14 protein-coding genes and 1 tRNA gene are annotated in these 16424 nt (G+C 33.3%); 7 read left to right on the top strand and 8 right to left on the bottom strand.

The window, feature by feature from the left end:
- Positions 1-169: 169 nt before the first annotated feature.
- The gene (locus B5X62_RS11230) at positions 170-2293 is read left to right on the top strand and encodes a carboxy terminal-processing peptidase (protein WP_079667520.1); all 2124 of its coding nucleotides are present in this window, start codon (positions 170-172) and stop codon (positions 2291-2293) included.
- Between the two features lie 66 nt (positions 2294-2359).
- On the opposite strand, the gene B5X62_RS11225 is transcribed toward B5X62_RS11230, so the two are convergent.
- From B5X62_RS11225 to B5X62_RS11200, 6 genes are all read right to left on the bottom strand, one after another.
- Positions 2360-3991, bottom strand: coding sequence for a T9SS type A sorting domain-containing protein (locus tag B5X62_RS11225; protein ID WP_079667519.1), 1632 nt, complete (start codon positions 3989-3991; stop codon positions 2360-2362).
- Positions 3992-4125: 134 nt separating this feature from the next.
- Entirely contained in the window at positions 4126-5727 is a 1602-nt protein-coding gene (locus B5X62_RS11220; RefSeq protein ID WP_079667518.1) for a LuxR C-terminal-related transcriptional regulator, read from the bottom strand.
- Positions 5728-5784: 57 nt separating this feature from the next.
- Positions 5785-6039 (bottom strand): DUF3820 family protein, encoded by a 255-nt coding sequence (locus B5X62_RS11215; RefSeq protein ID WP_079667517.1) that lies wholly within the window; start codon positions 6037-6039, stop codon positions 5785-5787.
- Between the two features lies 1 nt (position 6040).
- Positions 6041-7135, bottom strand: a complete 1095-nt coding sequence (locus tag B5X62_RS11210; protein WP_079667516.1) for an AI-2E family transporter — start codon at positions 7133-7135, stop codon at positions 6041-6043.
- Between the two features lie 18 nt (positions 7136-7153).
- Entirely contained in the window at positions 7154-7882 is a 729-nt protein-coding gene (locus tag B5X62_RS11205) for a beta-carotene 15,15'-monooxygenase (RefSeq protein ID WP_079667515.1), read from the bottom strand.
- Between the two features lie 65 nt (positions 7883-7947).
- Entirely contained in the window at positions 7948-8667 is a 720-nt protein-coding gene (locus B5X62_RS11200) for a hypothetical protein (RefSeq protein WP_079667514.1), read from the bottom strand.
- A 51-nt stretch (positions 8668-8718) separates the two neighbouring features.
- On the opposite strand from B5X62_RS11200, the gene B5X62_RS11195 reads away from it, so the two are divergent.
- Positions 8719-9696: an aminodeoxychorismate synthase component I gene (locus B5X62_RS11195; protein ID WP_079667513.1), complete on the top strand. Its 978-nt coding sequence runs from the start codon at positions 8719-8721 to the stop codon at positions 9694-9696.
- A complete protein-coding gene (locus B5X62_RS11190) occupies positions 9680-10309 on the top strand; it encodes an aminotransferase class IV (protein WP_079667512.1) in 630 nt (209 codons plus the stop codon). Before B5X62_RS11195 ends, B5X62_RS11190 begins: the two co-directional genes overlap by 17 nt.
- Here B5X62_RS11190 and menD read toward each other — a convergent pair.
- Positions 10304-11977 (bottom strand): 2-succinyl-5-enolpyruvyl-6-hydroxy-3-cyclohexene-1-carboxylic-acid synthase, encoded by a 1674-nt coding sequence (menD, locus tag B5X62_RS11185; protein WP_079667511.1) that lies wholly within the window; start codon positions 11975-11977, stop codon positions 10304-10306. The genes B5X62_RS11190 and menD overlap by 6 nt on opposite strands.
- A gap of 281 nt (positions 11978-12258) precedes the next feature.
- Here menD and B5X62_RS11180 point away from each other — a divergent pair, with 281 nt between their 5' ends.
- From B5X62_RS11180 to B5X62_RS11165, 4 genes are all read left to right on the top strand, one after another.
- Positions 12259-12693 (top strand): DUF6646 family protein, encoded by a 435-nt coding sequence (locus B5X62_RS11180; protein ID WP_079667510.1) that lies wholly within the window; start codon positions 12259-12261, stop codon positions 12691-12693.
- A gap of 46 nt (positions 12694-12739) precedes the next feature.
- Positions 12740-13216, top strand: coding sequence for a hypothetical protein (locus B5X62_RS11175; RefSeq protein ID WP_079667509.1), 477 nt, complete (start codon positions 12740-12742; stop codon positions 13214-13216).
- Positions 13217-13332: 116 nt separating this feature from the next.
- The gene (gene rseP, locus B5X62_RS11170) at positions 13333-14670 is read left to right on the top strand and encodes an RIP metalloprotease RseP (protein ID WP_079667508.1); all 1338 of its coding nucleotides are present in this window, start codon (positions 13333-13335) and stop codon (positions 14668-14670) included.
- An 84-nt stretch (positions 14671-14754) separates the two neighbouring features.
- Positions 14755-14831, top strand: a tRNA-Asn gene (locus B5X62_RS11165).
- Here the strand turns inward: B5X62_RS11165 and B5X62_RS11160 are convergent.
- The gene (locus tag B5X62_RS11160; protein WP_079667507.1) at positions 14794-16362 is read right to left on the bottom strand and encodes a recombinase family protein; all 1569 of its coding nucleotides are present in this window, start codon (positions 16360-16362) and stop codon (positions 14794-14796) included. The genes B5X62_RS11165 and B5X62_RS11160 overlap by 38 nt on opposite strands.
- Between the last annotated feature and the right edge of the window lie 62 nt (positions 16363-16424).

Here is a 16424-nt window from a genome sequence, read left to right as displayed (position 1 = left end):
ATGCTCTTTTTTAAAGAATATCACAAAATTAGCTAAAATATAGCAGTCGAATAAAAATAAGGTATTAAATTTGATGTGACTTCGACTTATGATTTAGAAATAAATTTTCAAAGATTTGTAACAAAAATCAAAAGCTAATTACCAATATTTTATCACTTAAGTAATCTATATGTTTAAGAATTTTAAATGGAACAGAATCTTCATGTTTGCGCCACTTATGACGCTGATGTTTTGTTTCAACGCACCACAGAATGACGACGAAAAAATGCAAACCATCATGGTAAGTGTTAAGAACACACTTTCGTATTTGCATTATGCGCCAAAACCTATTAATGATGCTTATTCAGCAGAAGTTTATAATAAATTTTTTGAGTCTGCAGATCCAGACAAAAGGATTTTTTTACAATCGGATATGGATGAGTTTTCGAAACACAAAACCAAGCTTGATGATTACCTTAACAACGGTGATTTGACTTTTTATAAAGCAACAACAGATCGTCTTTATCAAAGATTGGATGATATCGATAAAATGACACAAGATATCTTGAGCAAGCCAATCGATCTTAATGAAGATGACAGTATGATTCTTGAACCAAAACTTAAGAAAAATGCAACTACTAATGCTGACCAAAAAGCAGAGTGGAAACGTTATGTTAAGTATTATATTCTTCGTGAGATGGAAACCTTGAACAACAAGGAGGAATCTGCTAAGAAAAGAAAAGACTCATTAATTGCTAATAAACTAAAAGATACTGTCAAGTTAGAAATCCTTTCTGCAGATCAAAAAAGAATCAAAGCGCAAGGTGAGGTTAAAGATTTAATCACGGATATGTTCCGTCGTTACAAAAAGAGAAAGAAAAACGATTGGTTTACAGTTTATATGAACGCTTATACAGAAGTGTTTGATCCGCACACCAATTATTTTTCACCAAAAGATAAAGAAGATTTTGATACTAATTTCACAGGGAAAATCATTGGTATTGGTGCTTTAATCCAAGAGAAAAAAGGATATTTATATTTAGGAGATTTAACAATCGGCGCACCAGCTTGGAAGTCCAAACAATTGGCAAAAGGAGATAAAATCCTTAAAGTTAGATCCAAACCAAAAGAAGATCCAGTTAACGTCGTTGGTATGTTGACAGAAGAAGCGGTGCGACTTATCCGCGGTGAGAAAGGAACGCCAGTCACTTTAACTGTTGAAAAAACAGATGGTACTGTTAAAGATGTTACTTTAATAAGAGAAGAAGTTGCGATTGAAGACACTTACGCAAGAAGTTCGATTATTAATTCTCCAAACGGGAAAAAATTAGGCTATGTTTATCTACCAGGATTTTACGCGGATTTTGAGGATAGTAAAGGAAGAAACGCTTCAGACGATGTTAAAGCTGAACTTTTAAAACTGAAAGCTCAAAAAGTTGACGGCGTTGTTTTAGATTTAAGAAATAATGGCGGCGGTTCATTAACAGAAGTTGTTGATATTATGGGCTTGTTTATTAATGCTGGTCCAGTTGTTCAGGTTAAAGATGGAAACGGGAAAATAAATGTTCTTAGTAACAAAACCAATGCGCCAGTTTGGACAGGTCCGCTTGTTATTATGCAAAACGAACTTTCGGCTTCAGCATCTGAGATTTTGACAGGTGCAATGCAAGATTACGGAAGAGCTGCAATCGTTGGTTCTCCACAATCTTTTGGTAAAGGAACTGTGCAGACTTTTGTGTCTCTAAACAGATTTTTAAATACCAGCGATGACTTTGGAGATCTTAAATTAACAATTCAAAAATATTATCGTGTAACGGGTGAGTCGACACAAAGAAAAGGTGTAGAGTCCGATGTTAAGATGCAAGATTTGTATACTTATGCAGAAATAGGGGAGCGTTATGACCAATTTGCTTTGCCTTGGGATAAAATTGCACCAGCAAAGTTCAATAAAGTTAATAACATTAATACAGCAGCTTTGCAGCAATCAATAGATTCTAAAATTAAAAATAATACGAATTATCAACTGCTTGTAGAGTCTGCAAAATGGAGAGAAGCTTTATCTAAAGAAGAAAAAATTACGTTGAACGAAGCTAAATATATGGCTTTGATGAAAGAGCGTAAAGCGCAGATCGAAAAATTCAAAGCTTTGGATAAATACAATAATGGTCTCAAAATTAGTTTGCATGCAGACGAAGTTGCTAGAGAAAAGAAAGACGAAGCTTTTGCGAAAAAGTCCGAAAATTGGATTAAAAATTTGCAGAAAGATTTTTATCTGAAGGAGACATTAGACGCCTTAGAACAATCTTCAAAATAATAAAAAAGCCCGATTTTTTAAGTCGGGCTTTTTTATTTGAATTAAATTTAATGAAGGATTTAGTATTTAATTTTTAATAAATTTTGTGCTAAAGATTTTGCCTTTATTATTTACTTCGATAATATAGTTTCCTTTTGGAAGATTCTCGACAGAGATTATGTTGCCTTTGATAGTTTCGGATTTTACCAATTGACCAGAGAAATTATAAATTCTAACACTTGCGTTTTCGAGATCTTTTGAAAAATTTAGAACTGAAGATGTTGGATTTGGATACATTCGCAAATTTGAATTATTAATTTCTGTTGTTGCTAAATAAGAATCTGGCATCATTGTATTTTGTGCATATACAGATGATGGAGCACTATCTCGACTTTCATTATATTTAAAAACGATTTGATTTTCAGGTAGTTTCAACAAATTGTTATGCGATGTAAATGATTCTCTAGTTATCAAATCGATAGATTTTTCTTTCCAATCAAACTCGCCGTTTTCATTTAGTCTTGTTAAATGTGTCGTAAAAAGCTGAACATTAAATTGTTTAATATTATTGTAAGCAAAAACAGGTTTGTCATCGTCCAATAATAAAGTTCCTACATGCGATTTTGCATCATTTAATGATATTGGAAAAACAGCTTTCGCATTATCTGAGAATAAACGAGCACCTGTTTCTTTATCAAATTTTTGAACATATTCTCCATAATTGTTTTGAGATCCAGCAGTTGTAAAAGTTGAAATACCCCAAATATGATCTGTCCCTGCTTTTGAAGCAATCTGAACCTCTTTTTCGAAATTGGCATTGTTGGTACTAAAGTCAACACCGCCAACTCCCCAAGGTAAAGTGCCATCAGGATTTATCTTTATTAAATAAGAATCCAAACGTCCACCTTGTCCGCTCGTAAATGCATAGTAGACTTTATCATTCTCAAAAAATGTACTATTTTTCTTGCTCCAAGTAGAACTATTAGGAGACAATAATACTGGCGCGTTCCAAACAGGTTTTCCATCTGCGTCAAAAGTTTGTGCATAAAGATTGGAGTACGCACCTGTTAAGACTTTATTGAAAACAATTTCAACATTTCCGTTACTTAATTCAAAAAGATCTGCAGGCACCGTTTTTTTAGTAACGTCATCAGAATAGATTATAGTTGGCTCCGCCCAAATCGGAGTACCAGCACTCGTGAATTTTTGTAATCGTGCTTGTACTTTGCTTGTTGGCCAATAACTAATCATAACATCACCAGATTTCAGTGGCAAAATGGTTGGTACATAACCTTCGCCTAAAGCAATACCATTAGTTCCCCAAGGCAGATCTCCGTTTGGCGTTACTTTATAAGCAAATGCAGGATAACCTCCTGTTGTTCCTGTAACACCAATGAAAAGGTTATTATCCTTGTCCAAAGCAGTTTGCTCTACCATGGTGTATGTTGACATCGGAATTTGGTTGCTAATCAATTTTCCTTCTTCACCCCAAAGTTTGTTGCCATTCTTATCCAAATACTGAATTCTAAGTTCATAATTAGTTGGTGCTGCCACTTTCTGCCAAAAGCCAAGGTAAATATGCCCATCTGATGTTGCGACTGAGAAAGATGCTCCATTGTTATTCGCAACAAGTAATGTATTCTCGTTTGTATCATTTGTCCATTGTGCATTGATAAAACTTCCTACGATAAGGCTAAGTGATAAAATTATTTTTTTCATAATATTTTGATTTGTTGGTACAAAGCAATTGATTAAAATAATTTTGACCTAAAAAAGCACCACACACTTAGCACACACTGTCGATTTTACAACACACACACTTAATGCAACTTCAATCTGTTTTATGTTGATTATCAATAATTTGTGAAAGAATTGAGATATTGGTAAATATCTGCTTGTGTGTTGGTTAGATTTAATTTTTTACGAAGTCTCGTTCTAGAATTCTCAATAGTTTTTGGAGTAACATTTAGAAGATTTGAGATTTCTTTAGTACTTAATTTTAATAAAATTATAGCAGCAAGTCGACGATCATAAGTTGTCAGATCTGGATGTTTGGCTTCAAGATTTTTATAAAAAGATTCATGAATGTTTACAAAATGATGTTCAAATTCTTCCCAAGAATTGGTTTTCATGTTGGTCTTGATTTCCAAAATAATATGAGAAATTTCGTCCACTGTTTTTTGATTTTGAACTTTTAATTTAAGATGATCGATTTGCTCCATTATCGATTTAAAAATTTCTTCTATTTTGGATTGTTCTATAGATTTATAAACGAGTTGCTTTTCTTTCATATGGTTTTCAATTTCCAATTGATTGGTTTTAGCAACTTGTAGAAGTTTTTCCAGCTCTAGTTTCGACACTTTGTTTCGGTAATTAATAACTGCAAGAACCGAAATTATAATACACAGCAAAAGGAAAATTGCACTCGCAATGTAGTAGCTTTGTTTTTTATCTTGTAATAACTCATCAATCTTTTTCTGAGATTCGTAATCGTGTTTTAACTTGGTTCGTTCAACGCTAACAGCTTTTTCCTCGATATTTAATTGTTCCCGAATAGAATCATAAGTCTTAAAACTATAAGCCGCATTTTTATAATCTTTTTGATTGAAATAAGTGTTATAAGTTGCCCATAACAAATCACGATACACGAAATTAGGATTGGACTTGTTGGTATATTGCTCCATTTTTTTAACATAGCTAAGCGCTTTGTCATGTAGACTAACACTGTTGTAATAATTAGTTAGGTAGAAATATACTAGAGAAAAAGCTTTTGGATTTTCAATTTTATTAGTGTTAAGAATAGTTTCTGCTCGTTCCAGATAATCTAAAGCTTTTGTATTCTCACCATGAAAAGAGGCTACCTTACCCAAATTTGCAAGAACGTAAACTTTTAATTCTGGTTTGTTATAAGTATCAAGCCTTGTTAAAGCTTTAGAAAAATAATAATTGGAAGAATCTAGCTTTTTAATGACAAAAAATGCATTTCCGAGATTGTTGTAAGTCTTTATTTCTTCGTAAGTATTGGCATTCTTAATGTGTTCAGCTAATAGTTTTTTATAATACTGTATTGCCTTGGGTGTGTCGTTAAGTTGCGTGTAGACAAAAGCGAACATATCATTAATCTCAGCAATTTTTTGTGGCGATGTTTTATAAAAAATATTGTATGCTTTACGAGAATAATCTAATGCAATGTCAAAGCGATTGGTTTCGGAATATATTTTTGACGCCTCTATATAGAAATCACCAAGTTCTTCAGGTGCTTTTGCTTGCTTTTGTGCTTCATTTAGAAAGTTTTCCGCTTTTGTCCAATCTTTGAATTTGTATTGTTGAGCTTTGGTTATCAGCGTGTTGATTTCATTCTTTCTATTTTGAGCTATACTAAAATTAGCCAACAGAAAAAACAAAATAATACAAAACCCAAGTCGTTTTATTTTAGAATAAGGACAAGCTTCCATGTTCTAAAAATACAAAAACAAAGATTTTATTGAGAAAAAAGATTTTAGAAAAGAAAATTATAATTTATAAACCCGAGGTTTCGAAGGAGCTTCGGGCTTTTTGTGCTCACGTATCGCTGTAAAGATATGATCTAGACCATTAAGCTTAACTTCATAAATCGTTGCTAACTGCGAACCTAGTTTGTTTTGAGGAAAACCTTTGCGATTGAACCATTCCAAATAAGAAATCGGAAGGTCAATAATCCATTGGTCTTTATGTTTCCCATACGGCATTTTTACTTTGCAAAGTTCTTGCAGAATTTCGGGCGTCATTTTATATAATTAAATCTACTTTTTGTTCAAGTTGGTCATTGTCGGGTAAGACAATATCTTTGGGAGTTTCGTCATCGTCGTCTGAAAATTCGTTGCGATAAACCTGAATTAATAAAACCGTCACAGACACCAAAATTGGCCCAAATATTAAACCTAAAAAACCAAAAATATTCATCCCTGCAATAATTCCGAAGACCGTATTTAGAGGGTGAATGTTTTCTAGTTTTTTTAATAATGTAAATCGAAGTAGATTGTCTGTTAAACCAACTACAACCAAACAATAAGCAGCTAATCCTAGTCCTGGACCTGTTTGACCTTCAGCAATCATAAAAATACAAACCGGAACATAGACAATCGCGGCACCAACTATTGGAATCATACTTGCAACAAATGTCAATGCAAATAAAAGAACTGGACTCGGCGCTCCAAAAATAAAATAACCGACTAAGCCAACAATACCTTGTCCAAGTGCAACTACAGGAATTCCGATCGCATTTGCGATTACCATTTTTCGGATTTTTTCGCCTAATAAATTGATATTTGCTTTTTTGAAAGGTGCTGCATTTGTAAGTAATTTCTCAAACTTTCGAGGATCAACCAGCATAAAATACAAAATAAAATACATCGAAAATATAATCGTGAATGTATTAAAAGTTGTACTAAGAGCTGATGTCGAAAACTTGCCTGCTGCAGCTTTTAGTTTGTCAAGATTTTCTTTGCTAAGGATATCAACATGAATTTGCGCATAGACATAATCATGCACTTTATCGATAAATGCATTGAATTTTCCCATATAAGCTTGGGCATTTCCCAACTTCTCAATGAGCATATCTACGATCCAATACACTGGTAGAATAAGAACTAGAAGCGTTGCAATTATTATAACTGTGGCAGCTAAAGATGGTTTCCAGTTTTTAACTTCGATAAGATAAAGAAGATATTTTCTGGAAATAATGTATAAAGTTAAAGCGCCTAATAATGAAGGAATAAATAAAGCAAGATTATAACAGATAAGCCCAACTAATATGACAATCAGTAAGATAAGGGCGATTTGTTTAATAACGTTTCCGCTAATTTGTTTTTCAGAATTAGGCACTTTAATAGTTTTATTTAATTAAGGATTGTAAGTAATTTGTTTTGGAAGTCCAACAAATGCAATATATAATGAATAAGCAGCAGTTAGATAAAATGGCGCTGTTGCCAATAGTCCAATACCACAAAGAATAATACCAGCAAAACTAATAATCGCTGATAAAACCGCAACACCTAAAAAAGTACCATAATTTTCTTTAGCGATGTTAAAAGCTTTTGATATAGCATCAATTGCACTCGCTTTTTCGAAAATCAAAATTGGATAACCAATAAAAAATAATGGCATTAATAATAAACCAGGAATTAAACAAGCAGTAAATCCGATAGTTAAAATAATACCTGTAATTAAACTATAAACAATAATGTTAATTAAATTCTCTTTGTAAGCGTAAAACAAATCCGAGAAAGAAACTTGTTGTTTCGTATTTACTTTATGAGAAATATAAATTAATCCCAAAAATAGTGGAGACAATAAAAGTCCAAATAGAGAAGAAATTGCATAATAAGTTTTAAGTCCTGGGATTGCTAAATAGTCAATCTGGCCACCACTAATCATAGCTTCTTCATAAATTGCTTGAGAGTTAAAGCCAGAAATTGCTTGGATTATAAAAGAAATAATAAGGTAAAGAATCATCGTTACAATTGCGTAAAGCACTACACCTTTGTACGTCTCAAAAGCATGAGAAATAATGTCGCCCGTGTTCTTAGCTGGGACTTTTGCTTGCGAATCAAATTCGTTAAATGTTTCCATATTTTATTTTTTGTTGTTCCAAATTACAATTTTTTCTAAAGATTTAGATTAATTATATAAAAATTTTAATTTTTCACAGTAAAAATCTGTCGAAAACACGAATAAATGATAGCATTCCAAAACGGAAACGTCAATAATATTCCAAATCCAAACATCAAAATACCAGAATATGAAAACAAAATCGCAACAATTGTACAAACGAAAATAATGAAGAAGTTAGCACGAATCGCTTGAAAGCTCTTACCAATCGCCTGAAAACTATTAATGTTTGTAAAAAACATCAGCGGACTAACAAAAAAAGTAACTAAAACCCAAACCAACAGCAAAGGCGCAAAAATAGAACATAAGTAATAAACGCAACCCCAGAAAATCCCGTAGGTGAAATATTTGAAAAAACTAAGGCCTTGGTAACCCGCCAACATATCGTTCAGACCAGGATTTTCGCCCATCTCCTTCATGGCATAGACTTTAAACATCCCAATATTAAGAGGGAAAACCAAAGCTTTTATTAAAACAATAACATACACAAAATTCGAATATTCTGGTGTCACCGCAAGTTCTCGAAGTTTTGCCATGAAAGCATCTGGATCCGACTGCATCAGAGGTGCAAAGTCTTCAACCTTTTTATTAATTCCGAAATAATTAAACGCAAAAGATGCCAAAACTAAAAGTATTGCAAAATAAAAGATGCTAAAACTTATCTGGAACTTCATCGTATTGCTCCACAAAGCAAAAGCACGAGAAAGTACAATATTGATTTCAGAATTGTTGGGAGTATTCTCCATATTGATTTATATTTGAGCTGCAAAAATAAAGCTTCAAAGCCTAATAAAAGAATGTTACAAGAAATTGATTTTGATTTCGCAGCTATTGACAAACTTTCTTTGTCAAAAATTCCGTTTGTGTTTTTTATTGATTTTCTAAAAGAAAAAATGATTCTTTTAACAGAAAGTGAACTTAAAAATTCGAATATTAAAATAGAATTTCCAAATATACAAAGTGCTAGTAAAGAAGTAATTAATAATAAAAAATTCAATCTTAGCTTTAATGCTGAATCTTTAGAATCTTACCAAAAAGGATTTGATTTAGTTCAAGAAAATTTGAAGAAAGGCAACTCATATTTAGTGAATTATACGAGAAAAACGCCTATCGAAATTAATTATACTTTAGAAGAAGTTTTTGCACATTCTAAAGCGAAATATAAAGCTTGTATTCCGAATAAATTTGTGTTTTTTTCTCCCGAAACTTTTATTGAAATAAAAGACAATCAGATTGTTACACATCCAATGAAGGGTACAATTGATGCCGATATTCCTAATGCAAAAGAGCTTCTAAAAGCCAACATCAAAGAAAAAGCTGAACATTATACCGTTGTGGATTTGCTACGAAATGACCTAAGTATGGTCGCAAATGATGTTAAAGTGGATGAGTTTCAACGGATTGATTATATTCAAACGCAACAAAAAAATCTTTTTGCAATGAGTTCTGAAATTTCAGGAACTTTAAAACCTAAATTTCAGTATAAAATCGGTAGCATTCTTAATCTTCTTTTGCCAGCTGGCTCTATTCTTGGCGCGCCAAAAAAGAAAACTTTAGAAATAATTTTGGAAGCCGAAAACTATGACCGAAGTTTTTATTCTGGCGTTTCTGGATTTTTTGATGGCGAAAATTTAGATTCTTGCGTCATGATTCGTTTTATTGAAAAAGATGGCGACAAGTTTGTTTTTAAAAGTGGCGGCGGCATTACGCATCAAAGCCAACTACTCGACGAATACGAAGAAATGAAAAATAAAATTTATGCTCCAATTTATTGAAAGTATCAAAGTTGAAGATCAAAAAATCTTCCTTGCAGAATTGCATCAACAACGGATAATTGAGACTTTTTCGCACTTCGAAAAAGATTGTCGAATCGATGTTTTAGAAGTTTTTGAAAATTTGAATCATGATGAAGATGGCTTGTACAAATTCCGTTTGGTTTATGATTTAGAAAATAATATTAAAACACAAATGTTACCCTATGCAATTTCAGAAATTGAAGATTTCGAATTAGTTACTGATGATAATCTCAACTATCAATTTAAGTATTTTGATAGGAAAAATTTTGATCATTTAAAACAAAAATCTCAAGCTGACGAAGTCATTATTTTACAAAACGGAAATGTAACAGATACCTGTTTTAGCAATTTGCTTTTCCTAAAAGATAAAACTTGGTACACGCCCGAAACTTATTTGTTAAATGGTGTACAAAGACAACATCTTTTAAAACAAAATCAAATAAAGTCAACAGCAATTTCGGTTGATAATATTTTGGAATTTTCTCATTTTCAAATCATTAATGCATTGAATGATTTTGACGAAAATTTCATTTATCCTATATCAAAAATTAAAAATCTACCTTCCAAAATTTTGGATATCGACGATTTATAAAGTCTGTTTTAAGTTTTCAAAATAAGCTTTTAACTGATCTTCGTTATGATGTCCTTTTGTCATCACTTCAAGAATTTTTGGCTTTTGACCAGGTTTAAAGAAAGTCTCAACAACACGATCTAGACTCAATTCGTCTTCCGCTTTTATGTAATCGAAACCGAAATGTTTAGCAAGAAGTTCGGCACTTTTGTGATGTTGCGTGGCAATTAACTCATCGACCGCGTTGGTGTCACTTGGTCCCGGAATAATTCTGAAAATGTTGCCTTCGCCATTATTAAAAATCACGATTCTCGCAAACGGCGGAATGTATTGATTCCAAAGTCCGTTAATGTCGTAGAAAAAGCTAATGTCTCCAGTTATCAAAAGTGTTGGCTCGTCAGTCATCATCGCAAATCCCATCGCAGTTGAGGTACAACCATCGATGCCACTTGTCCCACGATTACAGTAACAATCAAATTTATTAAAATCAAAAAGTTGAGCATAACGAATCGCCGAACTGTTTGAGAAATGAACTTTATAATTAGCAGGAATAACGTCCGAAAGCATGTTAAACAAATAGAAATCTGAATAGCCAATTTTTGGAAGTGTAGCATCGTGACGCGCATCGGCTTTATCTCTCAAAACATCCCACAGATTGTAATATGATGATGGTTCTAGATTGATGTTATTCAACAATTTAGAGAAAAACACTTCTGGCTTTGCTTCAATATTTCGGTCTAAAACAAAGTAAGTATCTGGTTGCCAGTTCTCATCAATATGCCAATGATGTTTTGGTTTTGCTTCGCGTAAAAATTTCTTAACCTTCTTAGAAACAACATTTTGACCCACTGTAATCAGCAAATCTGGTGCATATGTTTTGAAATCTTCTTCATTAAAATTAAAAATATATCGATCAATATGTGAGAAGAATTTTTCGTTGTTTAAGTTAGATGTTACTTCTGTTAAAATTACAACACTGTGATTTTTAACCAATTGCGATAATTGCATTTGCAATTCTGGGTTTGGAGCTTGACTACCAACTAAAATCAAAATTCGTTTTGAAGTATTCCATTCTGCAGTCAAGTTTGGTGCAAAATCAAATTTCTTTTTTTGAATAGTTGACTCAACACTTGGTAAAACAGGAAGTTCGTTCACTAGATTATAAAGTGGCTCACTCAGAGGAACATTGATGTGTACAGGACCACTTTTTTCAAAACATAATTCGACTGCTTTTTTCACAGTATCAAGATTATAATCATAAGAACCTTCCTCTTTGTCTTCTTTTAACTGAAAATCTCCATAGGAATGTTGCTGATAAAGATGATTCTGGCGAATCGTTTGTCCATCAAAAATATCAACATAATCTGCAGGTCGATCTGCTGTTAAAATCAACAACGGAATGTTTTGATAAAAAGCCTCAACAATCGCAGGGTAATAATTAGTCGCTGCCGATCCACTGGTACAAGTTAATGCAACAGGTTTTTTAAGAGCTTTAGCCATCCCCATTCCGACAAAAGCTGCTGAGCGCTCATCCACAATACTATAACATTGCATCTCGTCCAGTTCGGAAAAATGAATTGCCAAAGGCGCGTTTCTAGAACCTGGTGATACAACAATTTTATCGATGCCATATTGTTGTAGAACATGTGCTAAAATCTGTACGCTTCGTATTGAGGAATATTGTTTCATTAGATATAATCTTAAGTTTGGCAAAATTAGTCAAAAAACATGGCATTTTTAGTAGCGATATTTTTCAAAAATCCATAACAACAATGTAAAAAGCTTAAAAATATTGCAAAGATCTAATCCAATTAACATTAGAACAATTTAAAATAAACTAATATTTAAGAATCTAAAACACTTAATTATGAGGATTTTAACACGATGTTTTGTTATTTTTTATTAAAAAATTATGCGCTCCATAAATTCTTGGTCTTATTTTTGATTAGGACTTAAATAGAAGAAACAATATGAAGAAATTGATGCTAGCAGCTTTAGGTTGCTTTATGATGACAACAGCTTCGGCTCAAGCTTGGAACGGAAAAGGCGATCAAAAGGTACAAGCAGGTCTTAATTTTTATGGAAGTGAAGGTCTAGGTCTTAAAGGTAGTTATGATTATGGTATCGCAGATGCCATTTCTGTAGGTGCAGGATTAGGTCTCTATTTTGGAAAAAACGATTCTAAATCTGACTTTTCAATACATGGACGCTTTAATTATCACTTGCATGATTTACTCAATTTAGATAACAATTTGGACATTTATCCAGGTGTAACTCTAGGTGTTTTGGGCGATACTTTTGATTTTGGGGCACATGTCGGTGTTAGATACTTCTTCACAGAGAAAATTGGAGGTTTTGTAGAATTAGGAAACCGTGGCGGCTTGGGAGTCGTAGTTAATTTATAAAAAATCAGAATAAGAAATATTACACAAACTATTAAAATTTACAATAATGAAAAACTTAGTTAAATCAATCACTTTATTAGGTGCAGTAGCACTAGGGAGTCAATTTGCAAATGCGCAGTCTTATAGAGACGCATTAGGTCTTGCAGTAGATTTAGGAGATGGTCCAACATTATTTGGTCCTCAATATAAGCACTCTTTCGATGGAAGAAATGCAGGTAACGTACAAGTGTTGTTTGGAGATAACACAACTGTATTAGGTGCAGATTATACCTACAATCAAAAATTCAACGGTGCTGGTGGCCTTGGATGGTACATCGGTGTTGGTCCACAACTTACATTTTGGAAAGCTGGAGGATATAGCGATACTTCATTTGCTATTAGACCACAATTAGGTTTAGAATACAAAATCCCATCTGCTCCATTAGCAATGAGCTTTGACTGGAAGCCTTGGTGGAATCTTTCTAACGATTCTAACTTCGAAGCTGGACGCTTTACTTTAGGATTCAAATATGTTTTGAAATAAGAAATTATTTATAAAAATAGTTAAAAAAGACCTTATCTACGGATAGGGTCTTTTTCTTGTAAAGAAATGTAACTCCAATTGCTTACCTTTGCGTAATTTAATTTTAAACAAAATAAATGGCACCAGAACAGTTATTTCAATTTATACTGAGTATTTCTATCCTTGTTATTCTACATGAGCTTGGACACTTTATCCCAGCAAAACTTTTTAAAACTAAAGTAGAGAAGTTCTATCTATTCTTTGATCCTTGGTTTTCAATTGCTAAAAAGAAAATCGGCGAAACCGAATATGGTATCGGTTGGCTTCCATTTGGTGGTTATGTAAAAATCGCAGGTATGGTTGACGAAAGTATGGATACCGATCAACTTAAGAAACCTGCAGAACCTTGGGAATTCCGTAGCAAGCCAGCTTGGCAACGCCTTATCATTATGTTAGGAGGTGTTACGGTTAACTTCTTTTTGGCTTGGTTAATCTATTCTTGTCTTTCTTATTTTAAAGGTGAAAAATATTACGACAATGCAAAGTTTGAAGCTGGAATCGCAGTCACTTCAGAAGGCGCAAAAATGGGTCTTAAAACGGGAGATAAAATTTTAAAAATAGATGGTAAGCCTGCAGAGCGCATGCAAACTTCTATTATGAATATGCTTTTTGCAAATAATGTAACTGTATTGCGTGATGGTAAGGAGGTGACTTTCCCTGTTAATGAGGATGGTGTTGCAGAAGTCCTGAAAGCGAATGAAGCAAAATTGTATTTCAGTAACCGTTTTCCAGCAGTTGTAGATAGTATTGCACCTAATCTTCCTGCAGCGGCAATGGGACTGAAAAAGGGTGACAAAATTATTGAGATTAATAATCAACCAACACAATATTACGATCAAGTGACTACAGCTTTATTACAAAATGCTGGAAAACCAATTTCAGTAAAAGTTGATCGAAATAATCAAGTTGAAACTTTACAAACGACACTTGGTAAAGATGGTAAATTAGGTTTTGGTATTAATGGGGCTTTAGCGCAAAAAGAACTTGACAAAACACAAGTTGTTAAAAACTACACTTTCCTAGAGTCTATCCCAAGAGGTTTCGAAAGAACTATCGATGTATTGGTAATGCAGGTTAAGCAGTTCAAAATTATCTTTAACAGCAAAACAGAAGGTTACAAAAAAGTATCTGGACCAATTGGTATCATCAAACAAATGCCAGAGACTATTAATTGGGAGTTTTTCTGGAGCTTTACAGCTATGTTTTCTGTTTGGTTAGCCTTCCTTAACTTAATCCCGATTCCGGGCTTAGATGGTGGTCATGTTGTTTTCACATTGTGGGAAATGATTACAGGCAAACCTGTTCCGCAAAAAGTCTTAGAAAATGCACAAATGATTGGTGTTATTTTCTTACTTGGACTAATGGTGTTAATCTTTGGAAATGACATTGTTAAGTGGATAACAGGGAAGTTCTAAAAAATATTTTCAAAAAAAGTTCAAAATAAATTTGGTGCGAATATAAAATCTATATATATTTGCACCACTTTAAACGAAGGACATTCCTCCTTAGCTCAGTTGGTTAGAGCATCTGACTGTTAATCAGAGGGTCGCTGGTTCGAGCCCAGCAGGAGGAGCCATATTGGACAAGTTGATATTTTTATCTTCTTGTCCTTTTTTTATTTCTCCTAATCCGTTGATATTTAAGGTTAAAATTTTAAGTAACTTATTAATTTGGGTGGTTCGATATTTATTTTCGGAGAAAACTAAATTTTCAGGAAATATCGAACCAACAATTTTTTGTTTAATTTCTAACGGTGCTTCCCGATAATACTTTTTCATATCATACAAGAACGCAGAGCCATATTCAAAATATTTTTCCAAATCAGTTTTTTCGATAGTAAATTCCTCCTTTCTGTCTCCCAATTCTTCAATTTCACTCTGTAATCTCCTCTTCATTCCCTGATAATCCTGAACATCAATTTTTTCATCCAAAAAGTTGTTCTCTAAATTATACAGCCGACTTTTTACTTTTTCAATGTTATCGTCAATAATTTTGAGTTGTCGATTTCTTTCGACTTCTCCTTGTCCGAAAACATCTTTGAGAATCTCAATATATAAACCAAGAACCTGCTCAGAAATCACAAAAGAACCGAGAAATTCCTCAAATGACTCATTAGAAGCATCGGCTCTGAAACGTTCCTTACAACCTTTCTGACAATGGTAGTAAAAAATTCTTGAACCATTCCTACTTGTAGAGCGACTACCTGTTAATTTTCCACCACATCTTTGACAACTCAAATGCCCCCTCAGAGGAAGTTCGTCTTTTCGTGTTAGTTTGCTTGGCGTATTTTTCTTTCTACCCGAAATTATATCCTGAACTTCATCGAATACTTCTCTACTAATCAATGGCTCGTGTAAGCCGATTACCTCCATTTCCGGCTCATCTTTCCAAGCAGGAATTTTAATAAGTCCGTAGTAATACGGATTTTTGACAGTATATAAGAAGTTTTGTTTACAGCAGTTTCTTAAACCGTCTTTAATCAACATTTGCCTAACCTCTTCTATGGAATACACTCCGCCTGACAACAGTTCAAAACCTTTTTTTATTAGTGGAGCATTGGTCGGATGCAGAACAATGGTTTTATTTATTTTGTCATTCATATAGCCGACAGGAGGTCGTCCCATTGTTCTTCCCTCCCTCATTGCCTGACGCATACATTGCTTCGTATTTAGACCTTTTCTTTCATTATCTATTTGAGGTAATAAATTATTCACTATGAATGGTAGTAAACTTTCGGGGCTATCCAAATCTGTATGATTTTCAAGTGTTCTAAATTCAATTCCAAATTTTCTGAACTTGGTTAGCATTGACAAAGTATTTTCAAGATTTCTCGAAAATCTGTCAGGACGGACACAAAGAAACATGTCGGGCTTTATTTTCTTAGACTTTACGTCTTCCAAGAAAGCATTGAAACTTGGACGATTAAAATTTTTGGCAGAATGGTCATCCTGATAATGTGCAAGAATATTAAAATTACCTCTTTCACAATGCTTAACAAGCTTTGCGTATTGGTCTTGCAGACTGAACCCATTCTCTTTTTGTTCATCTGTCGATACCCTTGTGTAGATGACTACGTTTCTTTCCTTGTAGTTTTTTGAAGTTTTCATATTCTATTTGGGCAAGTTTATAACATAGCATTCTTAATAACTGAGTTTCTTGTTCTCCAAAT

Origin of the sequence: Soonwooa buanensis (assembly GCF_900167905.1) — a bacterium.
GTDB classification, from domain to species: Bacteria; Bacteroidota; Bacteroidia; order Flavobacteriales; family Weeksellaceae; genus Soonwooa; species Soonwooa buanensis.
Note: the sequence above shows the minus strand (reverse complement) of the source record. Positions and strands in the feature narration are given on the sequence as shown.